At 70.6% G+C, this 15,091-nt stretch carries 14 protein-coding genes and 1 pseudogene; 6 read left to right on the forward strand and 9 right to left on the reverse strand.

What is annotated here, in order from left to right; genetic code table 11:
- Nucleotides 1–3 precede the first annotated feature (3 nt).
- From AB0I77_RS26215 to AB0I77_RS26230, 4 genes are all read left to right on the forward strand, one after another.
- A complete protein-coding gene (locus AB0I77_RS26215; protein WP_363285126.1) occupies nucleotides 4–1,530 on the forward strand; it encodes a GMC oxidoreductase in 1,527 nt (508 codons plus the stop codon).
- Nucleotides 1,531–1,584: 54 nt separating this feature from the next.
- Nucleotides 1,585–2,196: a nucleoside deaminase gene (locus AB0I77_RS26220; RefSeq protein WP_363285127.1), complete on the forward strand. Its 612-nt coding sequence runs from the start codon at nucleotides 1,585–1,587 to the stop codon at nucleotides 2,194–2,196.
- A complete protein-coding gene (locus tag AB0I77_RS26225; RefSeq protein WP_363285128.1) occupies nucleotides 2,193–3,119 on the forward strand; it encodes a sugar phosphate isomerase/epimerase in 927 nt (308 codons plus the stop codon). Before AB0I77_RS26220 ends, AB0I77_RS26225 begins: the two co-directional genes overlap by 4 nt.
- Nucleotides 3,120–3,189: 70 nt before the next feature.
- Nucleotides 3,190–3,642, forward strand: coding sequence for a YbhB/YbcL family Raf kinase inhibitor-like protein (locus AB0I77_RS26230; RefSeq protein WP_363285129.1), 453 nt, complete (start codon nucleotides 3,190–3,192; stop codon nucleotides 3,640–3,642).
- 9 nt (nucleotides 3,643–3,651) lie between these two features.
- On the opposite strand, the gene AB0I77_RS26235 is transcribed toward AB0I77_RS26230, so the two are convergent.
- Nucleotides 3,652–4,272: a hemerythrin domain-containing protein gene (locus AB0I77_RS26235; RefSeq protein ID WP_363285130.1), complete on the reverse strand. Its 621-nt coding sequence runs from the start codon at nucleotides 4,270–4,272 to the stop codon at nucleotides 3,652–3,654.
- Between the two features lie 44 nt (nucleotides 4,273–4,316).
- Nucleotides 4,317–6,299, reverse strand: coding sequence for an aconitate hydratase (locus AB0I77_RS26240; RefSeq protein ID WP_363285131.1), 1,983 nt, complete (start codon nucleotides 6,297–6,299; stop codon nucleotides 4,317–4,319).
- Nucleotides 6,300–6,494: 195 nt separating this feature from the next.
- Here AB0I77_RS26240 and AB0I77_RS26245 point away from each other — a divergent pair, with 195 nt between their 5' ends.
- Entirely contained in the window at nucleotides 6,495–6,929 is a 435-nt protein-coding gene (locus AB0I77_RS26245; protein ID WP_363285132.1) for a PPC domain-containing DNA-binding protein, read from the forward strand.
- A gap of 363 nt (nucleotides 6,930–7,292) precedes the next feature.
- A complete protein-coding gene (locus AB0I77_RS26250) occupies nucleotides 7,293–8,252 on the forward strand; it encodes an RNA polymerase sigma-70 factor (protein WP_363285133.1) in 960 nt (319 codons plus the stop codon).
- 62 nt (nucleotides 8,253–8,314) lie between these two features.
- Here the strand turns inward: AB0I77_RS26250 and AB0I77_RS26255 are convergent, their stop codons facing one another.
- The 7 genes and pseudogenes from AB0I77_RS26255 to AB0I77_RS26285 all read right to left on the reverse strand — a co-directional run bounded on the left by AB0I77_RS26255 (nucleotide 8,315) and on the right by AB0I77_RS26285 (nucleotide 14,966).
- Nucleotides 8,315–9,061: an SDR family oxidoreductase gene (locus AB0I77_RS26255; protein ID WP_363285134.1), complete on the reverse strand. Its 747-nt coding sequence runs from the start codon at nucleotides 9,059–9,061 to the stop codon at nucleotides 8,315–8,317.
- Nucleotides 9,062–9,265: 204 nt separating this feature from the next.
- Complete coding sequence (locus AB0I77_RS26260; protein ID WP_363285136.1) at nucleotides 9,266–9,694, reverse strand: DUF2267 domain-containing protein; 429 nt, start codon at nucleotides 9,692–9,694, stop codon at nucleotides 9,266–9,268.
- Between the two features lie 58 nt (nucleotides 9,695–9,752).
- The gene (locus tag AB0I77_RS26265; protein WP_363285137.1) at nucleotides 9,753–9,956 is read right to left on the reverse strand and encodes a cold-shock protein; all 204 of its coding nucleotides are present in this window, start codon (nucleotides 9,954–9,956) and stop codon (nucleotides 9,753–9,755) included.
- Nucleotides 9,957–10,125: 169 nt separating this feature from the next.
- A complete protein-coding gene (locus AB0I77_RS26270) occupies nucleotides 10,126–12,519 on the reverse strand; it encodes an excinuclease ABC subunit UvrA (RefSeq protein WP_363285138.1) in 2,394 nt (797 codons plus the stop codon).
- Nucleotides 12,520–12,674: 155 nt separating this feature from the next.
- A pseudogene (locus tag AB0I77_RS26275) lies at nucleotides 12,675–12,755 on the reverse strand (VOC family protein); the annotation flags it as partial.
- A 110-nt stretch (nucleotides 12,756–12,865) separates the two neighbouring features.
- Nucleotides 12,866–13,528 carry a phosphoribosyltransferase family protein gene (locus tag AB0I77_RS26280; RefSeq protein ID WP_363285139.1) on the reverse strand — a complete coding sequence of 221 codons (663 nt, stop codon included), beginning with the start codon at nucleotides 13,526–13,528 and terminating at the stop codon, nucleotides 12,866–12,868.
- Between the two features lie 109 nt (nucleotides 13,529–13,637).
- Nucleotides 13,638–14,966, reverse strand: coding sequence for a zinc-dependent alcohol dehydrogenase (locus tag AB0I77_RS26285; protein WP_363285140.1), 1,329 nt, complete (start codon nucleotides 14,964–14,966; stop codon nucleotides 13,638–13,640).
- Nucleotides 14,967–15,091 lie beyond the last annotated feature (125 nt).

Below are 15,091 nucleotides of genomic sequence, written 5' to 3' on the forward strand. Positions count from 1 at the left end.
ACCTTGACCGACACCCCCCGCACCGGCGTCCTCATCGTCGGCAGCGGCATCATGGGATCCGTCGTGGCCCGACTGCTGCGCGAGACGGATCCGGCGCTGGACATCACGATGGTGGACGGCGGCAGCGCGATCGGCGAGGCCCCCGGCCTGCACCTGCACGACCTCGGCGACCCGGTTCTCTGGTCGCGTTACAACGAACAGGTCGCCACCGGAATCCAGGGCATGTACACGGGCGCCGAGGTGGTGCGCGAGGCCGCGGACAGCCTCACCGACCTGACCCCCGGCATGTTCCACGCCCTCGCCTTCGGCGAGGACACCGAGGCGATGCCCCAGGCCGCGCTCGCCTGGAACGCAGGCGGCATGGGCGTGCACTGGACCGCCGCGACACCGTGGCCCGCCGGGGACGAGGTGTTCGACTTCGGCGACCCGGACCGCTGGGCGGCAGACCTCGACACCGCGCGCCGCGTGCTCGCCGTCACGCCGTCCGCGATCGGCCCGACCGAGGTCGGCCATGCGGTGCTCGACGTCCTGCGCCGGCGCTACGACGGCGTCGGGCCGGACGACCGGCGACCGCAGCCCATGCCCATGGCCGTCACCCCGACGGCTTCGGGCCCCATGCCGCGCACGGCGCCAGGGACGATCTTTCCCACCATCGCCACGGGCGGGGACCCGGCCTTCACCCTGGTGACCGGCACGCTCGCGACGTCCCTCGTCGTCTCGGACGGACGGGTCGCCGGCGCCCGGCTGCGCCGCATCGCCGACGGCGCCGAGTCGGAACTCCTCGCGGACGCCGTGGTGGTGTGCGCCGACGCGCTGCGCACCCCGCAGCTGCTGTTCGCCTCGGGCATCCGGCCCCACGCATTGGGCCGTCACCTCAACGAGCACGCGTTCATCACCGCCCGGGTACTGCTCGACCTCGACCGGTTCGGCATCGATCGCGACGCCCTGCCCCTGCCGCGCGCCGGTGAGTTCAGCACGGACTCGCTCTGGCTGCCGCAGAACGGGCCAGGCCAGCCGTTCCACGGCCAGATCATGAGCCGCACGTACGTCGACGAGGCAGGCAGGCCCCTCGCCCACTCCGTGGGCCTCTCGCTGTACGCCCCCGTCGAGTCGCGCCCCGAAAACCGGCTCGTGTTCTCGGAGTCGGACACGGACCTCGCCGGAATGCCGCGCATCGGCGTCGAGTTCGGCTACTCCGACGCCGACCGCGCGCTGATCGGGCGAGCACTCGACGACGTCCGCTCCATCGCCAAGGAGTTCGGCCCGTTCGATCCCGCGACCGAACGGGCGCTGCTCCCGCCCGGCTCGTCGCTGCACCTGACCGGCACCGTCCGGGCCGGCCTCGCCGACGACGGCACCAGCGTGTGCGACCCGGACGGCCGCGTGTGGGGCTACGACAACCTGTACCTCGCGGGCAACGGCGTGATCCCCACCGCGATGGCCGCCAACGTCACCCTGACCGGCGCGGTGACCGCCATACGGGCCGCCCGGGCCGTCACCGAACAGAACGCCGCACTCGCCGCACACTGAGCTACTGAGTTGCTGACCTGCTGCTCTATTGAGCTACTGAGAGGAAGCCCGACCGTGATCGACATCGCGAAGGAGTACCGCGTGGCACTGCCCGCGTGGATCGACGACGAACTGGCCGACGTGCCCGCCGTCGTCCCCGGCCGCGACGACCGGATGCGCCTCGTGCACCGCCTCGCCGACCGCAACTGGCGCGAGGGCAACGGCGGTCCGTTCGCGGCCCTCGTCGCCGAGCGGGACACCGGCCGGATCGTCTCGGTCGGCGTGAACGTCGTCCTCGCGTCCGGCGTCTCCAGCGCACACGCCGAGGTCGTCGCCCTCGGCCTCGCCCAGACGGCGACCGGCGGCTGGGACCTCGGCGCAGACGGGATGCCCGCACACGAGCTCGTCGTGAACTGGCGCCCGTGCGTCCAGTGTTACGGCGCGACGATGTGGTCCGGGGTACGCGGCCTCGTGGTCGCCGGAGAGGGCCCGGAACTGGAGGAGATCACCACGTTCGACGAGGGCCCGCTCGGCGCGGACTGGGCCGAACAGTTCGAGGCCCGCGGCATCGAGGTCGTAGGGGATGTGCTCCGGGACGAGGCGCTCGCCGTGTTCCGCGCCTACCGGAAGGCTGTCGACACCGCCGACGGCATCGTCGTCTACAACGCCCGGGCAGGTGCCGCATGACACCGCGGTTCGCCACGGACGTCGTCACCTTCTACCACCCGGGTTTCTGGGGCCTCGACTCCCCGGACGCCGTGCGCGACTGGGCCCTCGCCCACCCCGAGCGCTTCTGGGAGCGGGTGATGGACGCACTGGCCGAAGCCCAGGTCACCGGCATCGAGCTGACCTTCGCACCCGGCGACATCGACTCGGCCCTGCGTGCCTTCGGCGACGCATCGTCGTTCCGCCGCGCCCTCGCGGCCCGGGGCCTGTGCGTCGTGAGCGCCTTCATCGCCGACAGCGACAGCCCCGACTGGCGGCAGGCCGGGAACCTGTCCGCGATCGTCGCCGACGCCGAGCGCCGAGCGGCCTTCCTCGCCGAGGCGGGGGCGGACGTACTCGTCGCGGGACTGCCCATGCGTACGACGTTCGGGACGCGCCCGCCCTTCTTCGTCGACGCCGCCTACATGACCCGGATGGCCGACATCGCCCACGTGGTCGGCGAGGCCGTGGCACAGCACGGTGTGAAGCTCGCCTTCCACACGGAGTCCAACAGCACCCTGTGGTACGAGCGCGACATCGACCTGTTCATGGCGCTGACCGATCCGCGCTACGTGTGGTTGTGCCCCGACTCCTGCCACATCGCCCTCGGCGGAGGAGACCCCGTCGCCGTCGCGCGCCGCCACTCCCAGCGCATCGCACTGGCGCACTGGAAGGACGCGATCAAGCCGATCGATGTGGAACTCACCATCGACGAGACGGTCTTCGCCCAGCAGCAGCCCTACATGACCGAGCTGGGCACGGGCATCGTGGACTGGACGGGATGGGCCGACGCCATGTCCCGCACTCCCGGCGCCGGCACCGTGCTCGTCGAGCTGGACGAGGCTGCCGATCCGGTGGCCGCACTCCGGGCGGGGACGGCCGTCGCGAAGAAGGCTCAGGCGTGATCGACCGCGCGCCGGCGGGACGCCTCTTCGCGTCTGCATGTCAGGCCCGGTCCGGGGTACCCGGGGGCGCATGGCTGGCATCGACATGCGCAGCAGCGCATTCAACGATCATGCGTACATCGCGCGCCGGTACGCGTACGAGGGAGAGAACGTCTCGCCTCCGCTGACGTGGAGCGGCGCGCCGGACGACGCGGCCGAGCTGGTGCTGCTGTGCGAAGACCCCGACGCTCCGTCGGGCACCTTCGCGCACTGGGTCGTGGTCGGCATCGATCCCCGCAGCGAGGGAGTCGAAGCGGGGCAGTGCCCGCCCGGCGGCACGGAACTCGTCAACGGCTACGGCGAACGCGGCTGGGGCGGACCCCATCCTCCGCCGGGAGACGAGGCGCACCGCTACTTCTTCCGGCTGTACGCCCTCTCGGAGCCATGCGTCCTCCCCGACGCGCCCAGCGCCGACCAGGTGCACGAGGCGGTCGAGAAACGGGAACTGGCCGACGGCACCCTCGTGGGGATGTACCAGCGCTGACCGTGCCGCTCACATGTCCGGCAGGTCGGCGTCGCCGGTGAGGAACCGGTCGAGCCGCTCGGCCTGCTGGTACGCCGTCGTACGGGCGTCTTTCGTGCGGGTGTCCTTGGGGGCGAGCGCGGCCTGTGCCCGGTCGATCACGTCGGGGCGCTCAGAGCGCTCCACTTCGTCCCGCAGGGTGGTGGCCTCGGCCTCGACCTGACGGGCCGCGTCTCCGAGACCGGCCAGCACCTCGGGTGGAGCGGCCGCGCGCAGCCGTGGGAAGAGGACCGCTTCCGTGTGTTCGCCGTGGCGGCGGATCGTCGCGATCAGCCGCCGGACAAGGGGGTCGAATTCGCCGCTGTCGGTGGCGGTGAACTCCAGGTCCTTCATGGTCTCTTCGGCGCGGAGGAGATCGGTGACCTGCTGCTGAACGAGCCGGTCGGCGTCGTCGGGCACATAGCGGCGCAGGAAGTGATGCAGGTGGCGCTCCGACTCCGCCGTATGACACGCCAGTGTGACGGCCGCCTGTTTGAGGCTGCTGCGGCGCCGAGGGTCGCCGGCGGGCACGTTCAGGACCTCCGTGAGGGTCTGCTCCAGCTCACGGTGCTGTTCGGCCAGTGTGGCGACGATGTCCGCGCGGTCTGCCATGTCTGTGCTCCCCTCACATGCGTGCCTATGGATCGTGTGCGTGCCTATGGCGTGGTCCGGGCGAGGGCGGGGATCGTGCCGCCGGAGAGGACCGCGCGGCGTTGCCGGTCCGAGAGGCGGTGGTGCAGACGGTAGGTCTCCTCCCGGGTGGTGTTGCGGGCGGTGAGCTCCGACGGTGCGCCGGGCGCCAGCGCTTCGCGCAGTCCGTCGAGGCGCAGCCGGTCGCCCCGCTGGATACGGGCCTGGTCGTCGGGGTCGTCGAACTCCAGCGGGAGGACGCCGAAGTTGGCGAGGTTCTGCCAGTGGATACGGGCGTAGGACTGGGCGAGTACGGCGCGTAGCCCCAGGTGGCGCAGGGTGATCGCGGCATGTTCGCGGGAGGAGCCCTGGCCCCAGTTCTCCCCGGCGACGATCAGGTGTCCGCCGCGGTCCCGGAGTTCGGCGGCGCGACGGGGATAGTCGGGATCGAGACGGACCAGGGAGAACTCGGCGAGTTTGGGAATGTTCGAGCGGTACGGCAGGGCCCTGGCACCGGCCGGGGAGATCTCGTCCGTGGAGACGTGGTCGCCCGCCGTGAGCAGCACCGGCGCGTCGATCGTGTCGGGCAGCGGGTCGAAGTCGGGCAGCGCGGAGATGTTGGGCCCGCGCTCCGGGCGGATACGGGCGGCGTCGTCCGGAGCGGGCGGCGGCTCCAGCATCGCGGCGTTGACCGTCGCCCGCTCCGGCAGCTCCAGGGCCGGATACCTTACGTCGTGCTCGGCGGCCCAGGCGCGCGGGTCGGTGATGGCGCCGGTGAGTGCCGAGGCGGTTGCCGTCTCCGGTGAGCACAGCCACACCGCGTCGTCCTCGGTGCCGGAGCGGCCGGGGAAGTTGCGCGGGAACGTGCGCAGCGAGTTGCGCCCCGCGGCCGGGGCCTGGCCCATGCCGATGCAGCCCAGACAGCCGGACTGGTGCAGCCGGGCACCGGCGGTCAGCAGGTCGAACGTCGCGCCCATGCGCGTGAGGTCCTGGAGGATCTCCCGCGAGGTGGGGTTGACGTCGAAACTCACGCCCGCGGCGGTCTGCCGGCCGCGGACCATGGCGGCGGCGACGGCGAAGTCACGCAGGCCGGGGTTGGCCGAGGAACCGATCACGGCCTGCCCGATCGGTTCGCCCGCCACCTCGCGTACAGGGACGACGTTGCCCGGGGAGGTGGGTTCGGCGATCAGCGGCTCGAGGGCGGAGAGGTCGATCTCCTCCTCCAGGTCGTAGCGGGCACCGGGCTCGGCGGTGATCTCGCGGAAGTCGTCTTCGCGTCCCTCGGCGCGCAGGAAGTCGCGCACCGCGTCGTCGGCGGGGAACAGGCTGGTGGTGGCGCCGAGTTCGGCGCCCATGTTGGCGATGACGTGCCGGTCCATCGCGGTGAGGCCGGCCAGTCCGGGGCCGTGGTACTCGAGGATGCGGCCCACCCCGCCCTTGACTCCGTGGCGGCGCAGCAGTTCCAGGATGACGTCCTTGGCGCTGACCCAGTCGGGCAGCGTGCCGGTCAGCCGGACGCCCCAGATCCGCGGCATGGTCAGATACAGCGGCTGTCCGGCCATGGCCAGCGCGACCTCCAGGCCGCCGACGCCGATGGCCAGCATGCCGAGGGAGCCGGCGGCACACGTGTGCGAGTCCGAGCCGGCCAGGCTCTTGCCGGGGACGCCGAAGCGCTGCATGTGGGTGGGGTGCGAGACGCCGTTGCCCGGCTTGGAGTACCAGACGCCGTAGCGGCGGGCGGCCGAGCGCAGAAAGAGGTGATCCTCGGCGTTGCGCTCGTCCGCCTGAAGGATGTTGTGGTCGACGTACTGCACGCTCAGGTCGGTACGCACCCGGTCCAGGGCGAGCGCCTCCAGCTCCTGCATCACCAGGGTGCCGGTGGCGTCCTGGGTGAGGGTCTGATCGATCCCCAGACCGATCTCCCCGCCCGGGGCCATGCGCCCGTCGACCAGGTGCTCCTCGATCAGCCGGTGCGCCACCGTGCCGTCCGAACTCCGCGTGCCGGCCATCCTTTCACCGCCCTCCCGTGTCGATCACGATCGCCGGATTCCTCCGACGGTTCTCGCGTACCCCTCTGCAGGCTCGCTGCACGGAACGTCTGCCGGACGGGGGCGGCGACCGGAGGGGTGGGCGGGGCGGTGGGCGCGGCCCGCGCCCGGGTGGCACGGCGGTTGACGCGATCGGGCACGGGTACCCGGCCACGCATGAAGTGGCGGCAGGTACAGGACTCTCCGGCAGCGGTGTACGTGGTGGTCCTCGACCCGGGCGAGGAGGCCGCCGCCGAGATCACCGCCTTCGCCCGCGATCAGTCGCTGGGGGCCTCGCAGGTGACCGCTGTCGGTGCCTTCTCGCAGGCCACCGTGGGGTGGTTCGATCGCGAGGCCAAGGACTACCGGCGGATACCGGTCGATGAGCAGTGTGAGGTGCTGTCGTTGCTGGGGGACATCGTCATCGGGCAGGACGGGCCGACCCCGCATCTGCATGCCGTGCTGGGACTCGTGGACGGCACGACCCGCGGCGGCCACCTGCTGGAAGGGCGGGTCTGGCCGACGCTCGAAGTCATCGTGCGCGACAGCCCGGCGGCGTTGGAGAAGATCGACCGCCCCGATCTCGGTCTGGCGCTCATCAACCTGCCCTGACGCCGGCGGGTGCGCCGGCCGCGGCGACTCGAGGTCGCAGCGGAGCGCCACAACGCTGTGCGGGCAGCTCAAGACGCATCATCGCTGCCACGTACGTCTGCCACTCGATCCCCGGGTGGGTTGCGGGATACACGGTGCGTGGACCGCTATGAAAATCGGCCGTCCTGCACCGTGAGGTCTCCAAGGTCTCCGCCGCGTGTCACGATGCTGCGGTCCGTGCCCCGACCAGACCCGTCCACGGCGGCCGGCAGGTCGCCCGCAGCCTGCTGACACTCCTGGCCCGACGCCCACACCGCACTCGTGGAGCGCGCACGAAACACCTCTTTGCCCTGCACGGTGAACTGTCACAGAACGGAGATGGGCATGGTCCATGAAGCAATCGTGCGTCCCGAGGCGTCCCCCAAGGACAGCACCCTGGACCAGGCCGTTGCTGTCTTCATGGCGCTCCGGCCACGCCTCTTCGGCATCGCGTACCGGGTGCTCTCAAGCGCGGTCGAGGCCGAGGACGTGGTCCAGGAAGTATGGCTGCGCTGGCAGAAGACGGACCGTTCGGCAGTGGTCAGCCCCGTGGCGTTTCTGTCGAGTGCGACCACTCGGCTCGCCATCAACGTGGCCCAGTCCGCCCGGGTGCGGCGCGAGACCTACATCGGCCCGTGGCTGCCCGAGCCCGTCGACACGAGCTCCGACCCGGAGGTGGGCGCGCAGCGGGCGGAGGCCCTCGAAATGGCCTTACTCCTCGTGCTGGAGAGACTGAATCCCACCGAGCGGGCCGCCTACGTCCTGCGAGAGGCCTTCGACTACCCCTATGCCGAGATCGCTGAGATTCTTCGGCTCAGCCCCGTCAACGTGCGGAAGATCGTGAGCCGGGCCCGTAAGCACCTGGCGGCCGAGCAGGGGGAGACCGTGGACACGGCGGAGCACCGACGGCTCCTCGAGGCCTTCGTCTCAGCGGCGCAAACGGGAGACATCGCATCGCTGGAGGCTCTGCTCACCCCGGACGCCGTCAGTCTGTCCGACGGCAACGGTCTGCGTGGCGCTGCTCGTATCCCCGTTCTTGGCCGCTCACGTGTGGCGAACCTGTCGACTGCCGCCCCGCGGTTCTGGCCCGAGGCGGACGTCCGACCGGTCCACGCCAACGGACGGGCCGGCGTGATGATCTACCGGGACGGGCAACCCACGACCTTCATGACCGTAGCGGCCTCCCACGAAGGCATTCACAAGGTGATGTGGTTGTTCGACCCGTACAAGATCACCGCGTTCCTCGAGTCGCGGTCCCGCTCCGCATGGGCACCCGAGACCGAGACCGAGGGCGAAGTGCGGTAACCCGTGGACCGGCCGGAGACGGGGTGGCCCCCGCGGGCAGGGGCCACCCTCATCCCGAAGGCCTACTGCTGCTGCGCGAGCCAGTCGGCGAACCGGGTCTCGCCGATGCGCGCGTCCGGACCCGGCAGGAGTGTCGTCTCCCGCAACTCGGCACCCCAGTACGTGACGTTCGGGTCCGCGACCACCGCGCGGGGGTCGTTCTTGGCGGCGAGTCCCTGGCGGATGAACTCGTCGAGCTGGAACGCTTCGGGGCCCGCGACCTCCACCACACCGTTGACCGGGGCGCCGACCGCGGCGCGGCCGACCGCCGCGGCGACGTCGTCAGAGACGATGGGCTGGATCTTCGCGGCGGGCAGACGCACGGTGTCGCCGTCGGTGGCCCCGTCGGCGAGCCCCTTCGCGAACTCGAAGAACTGGGTGGCGTGGACGATGGAGTAGGGGATGTCGGCCGCCTTGATCAGCTCTTCCTGCGCCTGCTTCGCACGGAAGTAGCCGCTCCCCTGGAGCCGATCGGTGCCGACCACGGAGAGCGCGACATGGTGGGTCACACCGGCCTCAGCCTCCGCCTTCAGAAGGTTGGTGGTCGAAGTGCGGAAGAACTCCATGACGGCCTTGTCCTCGAACGAGGGGGAGTTCGAGACGTCGACCACGACGGAGGCACCCTTCAGAACGTCGGCCAGGCCCTCACCCGTCAGTGTGTCGACGCCGGTGCTGGGCGCGGCCGGTACTGCCTCGTGGCCGTACTCGTTGAGCTTGGCAACCACCTTCGAGCCGATGAGTCCGGTTCCGCCGATGACTACGACCTTCATGATGTGGATCCTCTCGGATTTTCACTCATGTGCAGCGAGCGCTGTGAGAAGAGCTGCTCGGCTGCACCGTCCAATTCCTTCTTCAACGGGAAGGACAGGACGGTGGCCGCATTTGTGACACGGAACCCGCATGGAGTCTGAAGTTCCCTCGACAAGGCGGGCAGATGTCGACTCGGCCCTGGACCGCTGGGGCCGGTGTCCGCGTTACGCCGTGGGCCCCTCGGCGCGTGCCACGGGCAGCAGCCCGCGGATGTCCGCGGGGAGGGCGTCGGCCAGTTTCCCCATCACTTCGGGGGAGACAGCGGCGTCCAGAACCTCCAGGACCGCGGCACAGTACTGGAGCGCGGCATCTTCCGTAGTGCCGGCTCGCCCCGCGACCCGGCCGGCGAAAACCGTCAGGTCGAACGGTTCACCCGTGCTGCTCGGCCGCCCGTCCCGGGCGGCCGAAGCGGTCGTCTCCCTGACGTACGCCGCCAGACCTTCCGGGAGCTGCGCGGCCATGTGCTCGGCCAGGCCGGCCGGCAGCCTTTCTGCCAGTGTCCGCAGTACCGACTGCGTCGCGCGCTCGGTGGACCCACGATCCGGGAGGTGCGCGAGTGCCTGCACCTTGCCGATCAATTCGTCGTGCCGCATGGCCGCGGTTCCTTTCCGTGCCCTGCTGGTCAGGCCGTTTTGCCGCCGGTTTTCGCCGTCAGGCCGGAGAGACGTTCTCGGCCTGAGGTCCCTTGGGTCCTTGCGTCACGTCGAACTGGACCTTCTGGCCCTCGTTGAGTTCGCGGTATCCGGTGCTGGCGATGGCCGAATAGTGGACGAACACGTCGGGGCCGCCGCCGTCCTGGGCGATGAAGCCGAAGCCCTTCTCCGCGTTGAACCACTTCACAGTGCCGGTAGCCATTTTGATCTCCTTCAGGGGCGCGGTGCGTGTCCGCCGCTGCGCCGTTTTGCTTTGATCGTCACCGGTTTCCCAGGGCTGTGGGAGGCAAACGCGACCATCCGATATGCCTGCACATTTCGGTAGGGGGACGACACCGAAGGCGTCGTCCCCTCGCCGAGACCGGCCTCGCTCAGCTGCCGACGTAAGCCGCCAGGTGCTCGCCGGTGAGAGTGGAGCGGGCGGCGACGAGGTCGGCGGGGGAGCCCTCGAAGACGATCTTTCCGCCGTCGTGGCCCGCTCCGGGGCCGAGGTCGATGATCCAGTCGGCGTGCGCCATGACCGCCTGGTGGTGCTCGACGACGATGACCGACTTGCCGGAGTCGACGAGCCGGTCGAGGAGGCCGAGCAGTTGCTCGACGTCGGCGAGGTGGAGGCCCGTGGTCGGCTCGTCGAGGATGTAGACGCCGCCCTTCTCGGCCATGTGGGTGGCCAGCTTGAGCCGCTGCCGCTCGCCGCCGGACAGCGTGGTGAGCGGCTGGCCGAGGCTGAGGTAGCCGAGCCCGACGTCGGCGAGCCGGTCGAGGATGGCGTGCGCGGCCGGGGTGCGCGCCTCGCCGGCGCCGAAGAACTCCTCGGCCTCGGTCACCGACATCGCGAGCACCTCGCTGATGTCGCGGCCACCGAGGTGGTAGTCCAGGACCGCCGGCTGGAACCGCTTCCCCTCGCAGTCCTCGCAGGGGGTGGCGACGCCCGCCATCATCGCCAGGTCGGTGTAGATGACACCGGCGCCGTTGCAGGTGGGACAGGCGCCCTCGGAGTTGGCGCTGAACAGCGCCGGCTTGACGCCGTTGACCTTCGCGAACGCCTTGCGGATCGGGTCGAGCAGTCCGGTGTACGTCGCCGGGTTGCTGCGCCTGGATCCCTTGATGGCGCCCTGGTCGACCGACACCACGCCAGCGTCGGCCGGAATCGACCCGTGCACGAGGGAGCTCTTGCCGGAGCCGGCCACGCCGGTGACCACACAGAGCACCCCGAGCGGGATGTCGACATCGACGCCTTGCAGGTTGTGCGTCGCCGCGCCGCGGATCTCCAGCGTGCCGGTGGGCTTGCGCACCGTCTCCTTGAGGGTGGCCCGGTCGTCGAAATGGCGGCCGGTGACGGTGCCGCCGGCCCGCAGCTCCTCGACGGTCCCCTCGAAGCAGACGGTGCCGCCCGCCGTACCGGCGCCGGGGCCGAGGTCGACGACGTGGTCGGCGATCACGATCGTCTCCGGCTTGTGCTCCACGACGAGCACCGTGTTGCCCTTGTCCCGCAGCCGCAGCAGCAGTTCGTTCATCCGCTGGATGTCATGGGGGTGCAGGCCGATGGTGGGCTCGTCGAAGACGTAGGTCGTGTCGGTGAGCGAGGAACCGAGGTGACGGATCATTTTCACGCGCTGCGCCTCACCGCCCGACAGCGTGCCCGACGGCCGTTCGAGCGAGAGGTAGCCGAGGCCGATCTCCACGAACGAGTCGAGAGTCTGCCGCAGCGCGGTGAGCAGCGGCGCCACCGACGGCTCGTCGAGGCCGCGGACCCATTCGGCCAGGTCACGGATCTCCATCGCGCACGCGTCGGCGATGGAGATCTTCTCGATCTTCGACGACCGTGCCCCCTCACTGAGCCGGGTGCCGTCGCACTCGGGGCAGGTGGTGAAGGTGACCGCCCGCTCCACGAACGCCCGGATGTGCGGCTGCATCGCCTCCTTGTCCTTGGACAGGAACGACTTCTGGATCTTGGGGATCAGCCCCTCGTAGGTGAGGTTGACGCCGCTGACCTTGACCTTGACCGGCTCCCCGTAGAGGAAGTCCCGCAGCTCCTTCTTGGTGTACTCGCGGATCGGCTTGTCCGGGTCGACGAAGCCGGACTGGGCATAGACCTGTACGGTCCACTGACTGTCCGACTTCCAGCCGGGGATGGTGAACGCGCCCTCGGCGAGCGACTTGGAGTCGTCATAGAGCTGGGTGAGGTCGATGTCGGAGACCGTGCCCCGGCCTTCGCAACGCGTGCACATGCCGCCGGTGCGGTGGAAGGTCGCCTTCTGCGCCTTGGTCTTGTTGCCGCGCTCGACGGTGATCGCGCCGCTCGCCCGGACCGAGGCGGTGTTGAAGGAGTACGCGCTGGGCGGGCCGATGTGCGGCTGCCCGAGCCGGCTGAAGAGGATGCGCAGCATCGCGTTGGCGTCGGTGGCGGTGCCCACCGTGGAGCGGGGGTCGGCACCCAGCCGCTGCTGGTCGACGATGATCGCGGTCGTCAGCCCTTCGAGTACGTCGACCTCGGGGCGGGCCAGCGTCGGCATGAAGCCCTGTACGAAGGCGCTGTAGGTCTCGTTGATCAGCCGCTGCGACTCCGCGGCGATCGTGTCGAACACCAGCGAGGTCTTGCCCGAGCCGGAGACACCGGTGAACACCGTCAGCCGGCGCTTCGGGATCTCGATGCTGACGTCCTTGAGGTTGTTCACGCGCGCGCCGTGCACGCGGATCAGATCGTGGCGGTCGGCAACGTGCGGTGCGGGCGACTGCGTGTCCGATCTCGGGGCCATGCTCATCGTGTCTCCATCCGTTACGCGGGGCCGCCCTCGCGGTCTCCGTCGGCAGCTCCTGGCTCGATCCAACCAAGCTTCGAGCGGTATGTCTGGTTCCCCTTCGTCGGCCGTCGGCGCGGCCGCGGCATGGGCGGGTACGCGGCCGTCGCCGAAGGGCTGCCAAGGGTGTCGCGGTAGCAGGCCAGGGAGGCGTCCGGGGCGTCGCGCGGGAGGAGGCTCGCGTGAAGGGTGACGTCCATGGCCGTCACGCTAGACGCGGCTCGGGGGCCGGCGCTTCTCGATTCCTGATCGATCCGGTCGCGTGCGAGATCGCGCCACGTAGCGCACCGTGCCCGGCCAAGGCGCCCGGTCAGCTCTTGGAGGGCGAGGCACTTCGCTCGTGCAGGACCTGGATGACCTCGTCGTCGCTGACCTGGTCGAAGTCGTCGTACCACTGGCCGACTGCGTGGAAGCCCGAAGGCTGGAGAAGGCAGACGACGTCATCGGCTTCCGAGCGCATCAGCGCGGCGGTCTCGGGAGCACAGACGGGGGCGGCGAGGATGAGCCGCGCGGGCCCCCGGCGGCGCAGGTGACGCAGGGCGGCGCGCGCGGTGGCGCCGGTGGCGAGCCCGTCGTCGACGAGAATCACGGCCCGGTCCGTGACCTGGGGCGCGGACCGGTCACCCCGGTACAGCAGTTCGCGACGGTGCAGTTCGGTCCGCTCGTGGGCCACGTCCGGGGCGAGTCGGTCCTCGCTCAGGCCGAGCATCTCCAGCGCACGCCGGTCGAACAGGGGCGGATCGTCACCCACGATCGCGCCGACGCCGGTCTCCGGGTGACGGGGGACGCCGATCTTCCGTGCGACCAGCACGTCCAGCGGGGTCCCGAGGGCGTGGGCAACCTCGGCAGCCACCGGGACGCCACCTCGGGGCAGCGCCAGTACGACGGGGTTGACGAGATCACCGTCGGCCGCCCACTCCATCAGCCGGACGGCGAGTTCCTGCCCGGCGTGCCGACGGTCGTGGAATCGCATGACCTGGTACCTGCCTTCCGCGTACGACCCGCGGCCATGAACGGCGACCGACCCGCGTCCAGGAACGGCGGCCCGCTCGGGATCTGGTGTCCGGCGGCCTCGGCGATGGTCATCGCTGCCGCACCCGGACGTTCGTCGCTTCTCCTGCCGACGGTCCCGGCGATCCGGCGGTGGTGGCCGTGCCGGTGCCCGCTCTCTCGCCGAGGCCAGGGGCGATGGCGCCCTCGTCCGCCACTCCGAGGACCACCTTGGTCCAGCCCGCTTCCCGCCGGTCGAAGCGGCGGTAGGCCTCGATCGCGTCCTGCGCGTCACCCCAGCGGGTGACCAGCGGCGTGGGGTCCAGACGCCCCGAGGCGACCAGAGAGGTGAGTTCGGGCAGGTAGCGGCGGTGGTTGCAGTTGCCGGACTTCAGGGTGAGGTTCTTCATGAACGCCTCACCGAACGGATAGTGCTGCACCTGCGGCGGGTAGACGCCGACGGTGCCGATCGTGCCGGCCTTCGCCGCCATCTGCACCGACCACCGGGCCGCCAACGACGGAGCATCGCCGGGCACCCAGGTGGCCCCGTCCGGGTTCTGCTCGGGTGCGGCCTCGTCCCGCTCGTGGTCGAACTGCTCCGCCTGCTCGCGCACGGCCTCGGCGGCCGGTCCGCCGGACGGCCGCTGCGCGTCCACGCCCACGGCCTCGATCACGCGGTCGACACCGATGCCGCCGGTCAGCTCCCGCACCGCCTCGACCGGATCCTCGGCGTTGAAGTCGACGGTCTCGGCATGCTGGCTGCGGGCCACGTCCAGCCGGTCGGCCACGCCGTCGACCACGATGATCCGTCCGGCGCCCTGGAGACGGGTGCAGGCGACGGCGGCCTGTCCGACGGGACCCGCTCCCACCACGGCCACGGTGTCGCCGTCGCCGATCTCGGCCAGCCGGGCGCCGAACCAGGCGGTGGGGTAGACGTCCGACAGCAGGATCGCCTGCGCGTCGTCCACGGTGTCCGGCAGCGGCACCAGCCCGACGTGCGCGAAGGGGATCCGGGCGTACTCGGCCTGGAGCCCGTCCAGGCCGCCCGCCGCTTCCGGCCCGCCGAAGAACGTGGTCCCCGCCCGCGGACCCTGGGGGTTGGCGTTGTCGCACTGTGCGTAGTAGCCCGCCCGGCAGTAGCTGCACATCCCGCAGGCCACCGTGGACGGCACCACCACGCGGTCACCGGGCCGGAAGTTGCGCACACCCGAGCCCGCGTCCTCCACCACGCCGACGGCCTCATGGCCGAGGATGCGGCCCTCCCGCAGGCCGGGCATGGTGCCGCGGACGAAGTGCAGGTCGGTGCCGCAGATGGCGGACGTAGTGACGCGCACGATGGCGTCGTGCGGATCCTTGATCGTCGGTTTCGGCACGTCCTCCAGACGTATGTCACCCAGTCCGTGCCACACGACAGCCTTCACGCGGACGCTCCCTCTCGCCGACTCGGGGCACCTGTCCCTGTCCGGGGTTTCCTGCCGAGCGGTGCCCAAACCGCGACCGTCCTTCAGCGGGCGGCAGGTGTTCCCTCTTGGGCCTCGCGGAACGG

This window comes from Streptomyces sp. NPDC050619 (genome assembly GCF_040654815.1).
Taxonomy (GTDB): domain Bacteria; phylum Actinomycetota; class Actinomycetes; order Streptomycetales; family Streptomycetaceae; genus Streptomyces.